Annotated in this window: 7 protein-coding genes and 1 pseudogene; 4 read left to right on the top strand and 4 right to left on the bottom strand. The window is 63.1% G+C overall.

All coding sequences use genetic code 11. The annotated features are described in order from the left end of the window. The 4 genes and pseudogenes from ACTHL9_RS15875 to ACTHL9_RS15860 all read left to right on the top strand — a co-directional run. The coding region (locus ACTHL9_RS15875; protein ID WP_440520251.1) for an ABC transporter ATP-binding protein at positions 1–512 on the top strand (512 nt) is incomplete at its 5' end. Then, on the top strand, positions 513–2006 hold the full coding sequence (locus ACTHL9_RS15870) for a hypothetical protein (RefSeq protein ID WP_440520250.1): 1494 nt from the start codon (positions 513–515) through the stop codon (positions 2004–2006). 765 nt (positions 2007–2771) lie between these two features. After that, a pseudogene (locus ACTHL9_RS15865) lies at positions 2772–3326 on the top strand (membrane dipeptidase); the annotation flags it as partial. A 238-nt stretch (positions 3327–3564) separates the two neighbouring features. Beyond that, complete coding sequence (locus tag ACTHL9_RS15860; protein ID WP_440520249.1) at positions 3565–4311, top strand: YoaK family protein; 747 nt, start codon at positions 3565–3567, stop codon at positions 4309–4311. A 277-nt stretch (positions 4312–4588) separates the two neighbouring features. Here ACTHL9_RS15860 and ACTHL9_RS15855 read toward each other — a convergent pair whose 3' ends face one another. From ACTHL9_RS15855 to ACTHL9_RS15840, 4 genes are all read right to left on the bottom strand, one after another. Beyond that, positions 4589–4936: a hypothetical protein gene (locus tag ACTHL9_RS15855; RefSeq protein WP_440520248.1), complete on the bottom strand. Its 348-nt coding sequence runs from the start codon at positions 4934–4936 to the stop codon at positions 4589–4591. Next, positions 4933–5751 carry a nuclease-related domain-containing protein gene (locus tag ACTHL9_RS15850; protein ID WP_440520247.1) on the bottom strand — a complete coding sequence of 273 codons (819 nt, stop codon included), beginning with the start codon at positions 5749–5751 and terminating at the stop codon, positions 4933–4935. Before ACTHL9_RS15850 ends, ACTHL9_RS15855 begins: the two co-directional genes overlap by 4 nt. Before the next feature lie 117 nt (positions 5752–5868). Continuing rightward, positions 5869–6108 (bottom strand): hypothetical protein, encoded by a 240-nt coding sequence (locus ACTHL9_RS15845; RefSeq protein WP_440520246.1) that lies wholly within the window; start codon positions 6106–6108, stop codon positions 5869–5871. A 912-nt stretch (positions 6109–7020) separates the two neighbouring features. Then, a partial coding sequence (locus ACTHL9_RS15840) for a fatty acid desaturase family protein (RefSeq protein ID WP_440520245.1) occupies positions 7021–7414 on the bottom strand: 394 nt, incomplete at its 5' end.

Below are 7414 nucleotides of genomic sequence, written 5' to 3'. Positions count from 1 at the left end.
TTGAGGGAGCGAACGGGGCAGGGAAAACCACTCTGCTGCGCATCCTGCTCGGGCGAGATTCTCCTACGTCCGGAACCGTGTGGTTCGACGGCGAAGCCGTCCCCGAGCAAAGCATCGCCGCAGTGATGCAGACCCCTCCGTTCTTCGAGAACTTGACCGTATTCGAACACCTGCAATTCGTGCAGGCATCATGGGGCATCCTCGCCGAAAAAACTCGACCTTCCGAGCTGCTGGCCGAACTGGGCATCGAGCGGATCTCAGACAGCTTCCCCGACGAACTCTCCTCCGGCGAATGCCAGCTCGTGGCTCTGTGCTTCGGCCTCTTGCGACCCGCGACACTGCTCGTGCTCGACGAGCCCGAGCAGCGCCTCGATGTCGAGCGGCGAGCCGCCGTGAGACGAATCCTCGCCCAGAGTAAGGCAGAAGGGCTGACCATCGTGATGGCAACCCACGATCGGCACTTCGTCGACGAGCTGGCCGACCAGACAGTGCGGCTGGAGATCCCGACGTAAATGAAGCCCCAGAACTCACAGTCGCTGCCCGATGTCGCCATCCCTAGTCTGCTGGCGGCACATCGCTTCATCAGGGACCGCAGAGCCGGACACCACAGCACGCTCTACCGCGTCTACATAGCAGTGATCTGTGCGGCGTTCCTCGGCGCGCCGGGGATCTTCTCAGCGATCAGCGCTGTCTCCCTTCTGAGCCAGGCTGTGAGCCCCTTCGCAGTGGCGGAGTCGCTGCACGCCGCCGGTGCTGTGTTCGTTGCCCTGACTGCGTTCATGCCATCGCACGCCGGCCTCGTGGTGCCCACAGCACGCGAACTCTTCTACTTCATCGAAGGGCCATTCGGGGTACGGAAAACGCTCACCCACCGCACCTTGATGCTCTTTGTGCTAGTCGCCGGAGTCGGAGGACTGGTAGGAGGAGTGGTCGCGGCGGGACTGGGGATGGAAAGCTGGACCGCCGTGCGCACAGTTGCGTCAGGGCTCGGACTGGGCGGGATCGTTGCGGGATCCCTCGTAGTCCGGCAAAGCGCGTCCGCGACAACAGGGCGATGGGTCATCGGCGGTGCTGGCGTGCTCCTTTGCGCCGCATCGCCCTGGTTCGGAAGGACAGGATGGCTTCCGCTGGCCATCTCGGCTCTTGAATTCGCAGCCGCGGTTGCGCTCTTCGCGCTTGTCCCAGCCTGTCTGGACAGCGTGCCGCTTGGCCGCCTGGAAGCGGACATGGCGTCAAGGGACGCGCTGATCGCAGGACTTATGGCGGGCGACGCACGGGCCTTCGGGTCCACCCAACCGGGGCGGACCCGAAGATTCCGCCGGCTCCGGACGGGATTCCGCGCAGGGCCCTGGTCCAGAGCCCTGCGGGTCGACTCTCTCTCGGTCCTGAGGAGTCCTGTCCGGTCGGGTACGGCACTTCTGGCAGGTGCGGCCACTGGCGCTCTCACCTGTGTTGCGGATGGGAATCTGCTCGCTGCCGCCGTCGCTCTTGTTGTCCTGGAACGGGTCTTCAGGGTGCACGCTAAGGGCCTTCTGGATTATCTGGACACCGTCGGGGCCGACCGCATCGTCCCAGACTCCTTCTGCCGGATGATCCTCCGACACATGGTGATGCCGTGGGCACTGCTGGTGCTGTGCATTGGCGCAGGCGCTCTGGCGGCATACCCGCTGGTCCAAACTGGAGCGCAAGGCTCGGGTGTTCTTGCTCTGATGCTCACAGCCCCGCCCTGCGTGTCGTTAATGCTCGCGGGCTCTGCAGGGGCACCCGTGGGAATGCTGTCGCCAGTCCTCAGCCCGGTGGGGGACGCCTCATCCCTCGCTCTGGTGCTGTGGATGTTTCGCGGACTTATCCCGGCTGGATTGTTCGTCCTGATCGCGTTCAAGGTGGGGATCGCGGTCGGCGTCGCAGTCCTGATCCCGGCCTCGGCCGCCCTTGCCGTCCTACGTCTTCGCAGCCTCAGAGGCGTCGAAGCGAAATCCTCCGGCCACATTTGGCGAAGGCGCTGAAAGGGACGAGGACGTCGCGGACATCGGGTTCAGGCCCCAACGCTCGCCGCCGTCAGGGGAGGTCGCCGAGGGCCCAGGCCGCGACGGCGTGTCCGAGGGCGAGCCGCTCGTGCGGGTGGGCCAATGTCCGAGCTGAATCGCCTCGGGCCACCCGGTCTCGCGGAACAACTCCACGACCTCGACAGAGCCGTCCTTGACCACGAGGGGCGTGTGCTCAGGAAGGAGGCGCCCGCCGTCGTCTGCTGAGGCGGTTCCCCCAAGGTACACACTCCGTCGAGCCCCACGAGCACGAGGTCGGCCCGACGTGCGAGCCCATCGAGCACCGGACCGGCCTGTTCCGCGTTCCAGAATGCGGCCCAGAGGTTGGCGTCGAAGAAGGTCTGGAGCCCTGCGGTGGCTCGGCTGTCGAGGACAGTCGTCAACCGGCTCGCTCAGGGCCCTGCGAGGTCTGACTGAGGCAGCGATCACGCCATCCTTCCTCACTACAGGCGACCACCACTCCCTAACGAGGAACCCCGTGGGGCGCCACAGGACCAGAAGGGACGATCTCAATGGTCGAGGGCACAAATTCAGTGGTGGTCCACGGATGACATGTTGGCAGCAAACCAAATAACGGTCGGTGAGAGAAATTGCAATTTTGCCTGAGAGGGCGGTGCGTGATGCGAAAGACCAAGAAGCGGTTCATCGTCGTCGGCATCCTGATCTGTATCGCGGGTGCCCTGTTTGACACACTGAGCTCTTCGATCTTGGGCGCTATCCCATGGTGGCAAGCGTACCCAGCTCACGGCTGCCCAAGCTTCGACGACGCCGCCCTACTTCTCTCACAACAACAGCTTCAGCGTCTTCCCAAACCGCAGGAATGCGAGCGATGAGACCCTACGGATCGTGGCCGAAAAGGGCGGAATGATGAGCGCGATGCCCCTCGAGCTCAATGACAACGAGGCCCCCACCGTCGCGGATATGGGTGAGCACGTCATGCACGCCCTCGACGTCATGGGGCCTCGGACTGTCGGAGTCTGCACCGCCTTCCCTAAAGGGCGCTCGAGCGTGTACGAGACCGCGTACATCGATGATGAGGGCTATCTCAACATCCAGTACGACGGAACTCTCTACGTCAAGCGTATGAAATGGGAAGGACCAGGCTGCCTCCAACAGCCGCCGTGGTACCCGTATGCCGAGGGGATCAAGTCCTATGAAGGATTCCCCAACATCACGCGAGAACTCGTGGCGAGCGGCGTTTCTCGGGACATCATCACTGGCGTTCTCGGGGGCAATTTCCTCGATCTTCTGGCGCGGCGCTCGGTGCGCGCACAGAACTGATTGCATTGGAGGGACAGCATTCGTGGGCGGGCAGGGAAAGGACGCGATTCTCTTTCCTGTCCCTGAGCTGCCTGTCAAATTCAAACGCGTCCATCCAGACTGCGGAGGCTCTCCGCCTCTGCTCCTCCGTCCAGATTGTCACGATCACCATCACGAACCCGGTGACTCCGGGCCCTACGACGAGGCTCCGCACCACGTTCTGGGGTCCCGGCCCTTCCACGGTGCCAGTTGCACTCAAATGCCCTGGAGGTCCCGGATAAACTGGGAAGGCGGTTCGAAAAGTCGGGACGGAAGGTCGCGAAGTATGGCTGCGTCCCTGTCATGGCGCGGAATCTTGTACGCCGGAGGGCTCTCCGCCACGGCTGGTTACGTCGACGCTGTCGCATATATCCACCTTGGAGGCTACTTCGTTTCGTTCATGAGCGGCAACACGACGCGAGCCAGTTCCGACGTCGTTCATGGCTCCCTTGTCGGAGCGGGCCTAGCCCTCGGCTTGGTCGCCTTCTTCGTCCTCGGCGTTGTGACCAGCACTCTTGCGTTCCGCCGATCGGAGATCTTCCGACTCCCCCTCGTGTTGGCCCTTGCCAGCTTGCTCCTCGCAGTAGGCGCCCTGATACCGGCCTTAGGGGCTGAGCCAGCAGTGCCTCCCCTGCTGGCAATGGCAATGGGGGTCGTGAACACCTCCTATACCAAGAACGGCGAGGTCAGCATCGGCCTCACCTACATGACGGGAACCCTGGTCAAGATCGGGCAGAACTTCGCCGCCGCGCTCACCGGCGGCAGCCACGCGAGGTGGCTGAAGTACCTGAGCCGGTGGACCATGATCAGCCTTGGCGCTCTCGTCGGGGCGACCGCCTACCAGAACCTAGGGCTGCCCAGCCTCTGGGTCGCGGCCATTGCGTTGGCCGTGTGGGCGGTTCTGGCAGTCGTGCCGACTCGCAGGAACAGGATCGGCGCAGGGGCCGAGCCGGCCCCCGGCCGCTAGTCATTCCATCACCACCTTCGCCCTAGCGATACTGCAATCTGCCCCGCGCCGAAGCAGCAAACATCCACGGGCGAATCGTGGGCGCTTGGGCTGATCGAACCGCTGGGAGCGCTCACCAAGGGAATCCGGCGAGATGCTCCTGGAATTGGTTAGGAGATTGGCATCGATCGTGACAATTGGTTCACTGTGCCGCCGATGTGGCGACCAAACGAATATCTTGGCCACGAATGAGGCCGGGCACTGAACTCATACCGCTCAACGCGCTGGGCTCTGAGCGTCAGACGTCATTGCTAAGAAAGGCTCGCTGAATGTTGAGGACGAGGTCGGTGTGGTTGAGGTCGAGACCTCGTTGAGGACTGTACTTGAAAAAGCGGCGAAGCGTTCGCACCCACCTCAAGGCTGGAGTTCTGCGGTTCTCCAGTTCCGCGTCAACGAGAAGCTCTAGAAGCTTGTGCGAGGACTTTCGCAGCAACGGCAAGCCTTCAAGATGGGGGACATCCTGGGCCCTGAGAAAACGCCTGAAGTGTTCCCGCTCGAGACGGTACGCATCGGCCTCACGGGTGAGCTGCGCCAGTTCCAGCTCTGTACCTTGCGCGGCGTCCAATCGGGCGGCGAGGGCAGTCACGCCGGCCTGAACCGTGAGGCCACCACTGCTTGCACTTTTGCAACGCTGATATCACCGACAGTCTCCCCTGCAAGCTTCTTCGCCAGCCGTCTCGGCGAAAGCACATGAATTCCCCGGGTCGAGAAGAAGGCTCCGATGAGGGGCCAGTCAGCCTCGACGAAGCAGAGCGCTCCGGTGACTGGCACATCCGGCACGATATTACGGACGACCTCGACCTGTTTCAGCACGCCATCGACGAGCTCGGTGCAATCTCGACGACCCACGAGGAGCTTCTCGACCCGCGGCCGAAACAGGCCGCCCTCGATCTTCAGTTCGGGCCGACCCTTATAACGCTTGGCGTCAATTACCCAGATCCCGTCAGGAGTGACGGCAATATGGTCGATGTTCGCTTTCGAGCCAGGAATTCTTCGGTCATGAAGCAGGGCGATGCCGTGTTCGACGAGGGAATCGAGCCGTGCTCCGAGCCGTTCCTCACCTACCGCCCCTCGCTCCCAGGCTTTGGTACTTTGACGCTCCTCTGAGAGGGCTACGGCTAAGTTGCCGAACCGACCCCATCGTTCGCGGAGCCGCTCCTCATCCTTCGCCTTGCGGCGCTCGTATTCCCTGCGCGCCGATGAACCGGCATTGCCGGATTCATTGAGCGGCAGTCCATTCGATGACTCGACCTCCGGGACCGCGAGCTCCCCGAGGCGATCCCCGCAGTCCAAGCAGCGAACGGACTTCGTCTTGCTCTCGTAAACGGCTTCCGTCCCCGCGGAGAGGGAAGCCCCGCATTCGTGGCAAGTCCCTGCGTACCGGAGTTTCATCTTTTTCATGCGAAAGCATCCCTCCGTAGACCCGGAAATTCAGGCGCGACCGAAGCGCTGGTATGCAGCCTGCAGAGAGATGTCCCGTGTCGCTCCGATGGGTCGAGGTGAAATGACTCAGTCCAGCTAGCCGGCAAGAAGTTCCCCATCGCTTTCTGCCAGGCGCAGGGACCGCAGGTGCTCGACAAACGCTGCCTCGGGACGGTCGGGGTGTTCAGCAATAAGTCGACGGAGCCGATCCTTCGACTCCTCGGTCAGGCCCGGTCCCTCAAGGGCCTCACGCAGGATGCCCCGCACCTGATCGCGAAGAGTCTTTTCCTCCGGATGCGGCTTCAGAGGAGGAAGACGTTCTTCGATCGCCGTCACTGCACTCCCCTGCTCGTGGACCAACTCATCTTTTTCTTAACGGTATGACGGCGCCACATCCGCGAGCCTTGAACTTGCAGATTCTTCTGCCAAGCCTTGCACCCCGGGGCAGGCGGGCCGCAGCGCAGCCGTCACCGAATCCCTGTGTCGCAGGAGATATCAGCACGCGTCGTCACGCCCGCCACCACTGCCACTGCCGTCTCGGGGCAGCGTGGCCAAACGGCCGAGCCACCAACCACCACCACATAGCTCCCCGGCGCGAGATGGAACTCGTACCGGCCGCTCCCGTCGCTCTCGGCCGAGGCCACTGCTCGGCCACCAGCACGAGCTTCGACAACCGTCGACACCGGCCGCGGCGGGCACGGCTGATCCACCCTCTCGACCGGACAGGTCGGTCCGGCCGTTACGTAGCCATACACGCCCGAGGTGATGGACGGCGACGGGCTGGCCGAACCGCTTGCCGCCGTCGTCGTCCGTTGGTCGGAGGCGGCTCCACCGACGCAGCCCACCAAAAGCAGACAAGCCGCGGCCATCTCAAAGATGACCGCGGCTTTGGCGCGTTTCATGACGTGATACCCCGACGGCTATCGATCTACCAGGTCGTCCGCAACGCGGCGGAGATCCTGGGCCCAGCCCGCTGAGCGGCTTGTCCCGGCTGACCCAGCCTCGAAGTTGACTAGCGCGTCGGCAATAGAATTCAGGGCCATCGAAAGGTTCCCCTTCACCGCGGAGTACCCTTCTTCGGAACGCGGATCTGCAGATTCCGTTGAGAGCAGTTCAGCCCCGGCCCTAATGATCAGCGAAGCTTCGAATTCATTCATCGCCGGCCTCCTTGAAACTCAGAGTACGCCCAGGCGGTCGTCCGAGTGGCGATGATGTCCAGCACCGCGATGAAGTGCGGACTGCCGGACATTACGCTCGCCCGTATCGGGCCGCGATCGGGCACTCGAAGGGGTCACGGGCCGCCAGCCCGACGGTGTTGAGGTAGGCGATAACGATGCCGTAAGACCGCCAAAGGCTGGTTTCGGTGTACGGAACGGCGAGGCGCGTGCACTGCTCGCGGACCATCCTCCGGGCCTTGGCCAGGTGCGGTCGCGGCATGCTCGGGAAGAGGTGATGCTCTACCTGGTAATTCAAACCGCCCATGAGCCACGTGGCCCACCAGCCCCCGGAGATGTTGCGCGACGTGCGAACCTGCTTCGAGAAGAAGTCGAGCTTGGCATCCCGGGCGATCACCGGCATTCCTTTGTGGTTGGGAGCAAATGTCGCCCCCATGTAAAGGCCGAAGACTGCCAGTTGGACGCCG

The sequence above is a fragment of the Sinomonas sp. genome (genome assembly GCF_051955515.1).
Lineage (GTDB): Bacteria > Actinomycetota > Actinomycetes > Actinomycetales > Micrococcaceae > Sinomonas.
Note: the sequence above shows the minus strand (reverse complement) of the source record. Positions and strands in the feature narration are given on the sequence as shown.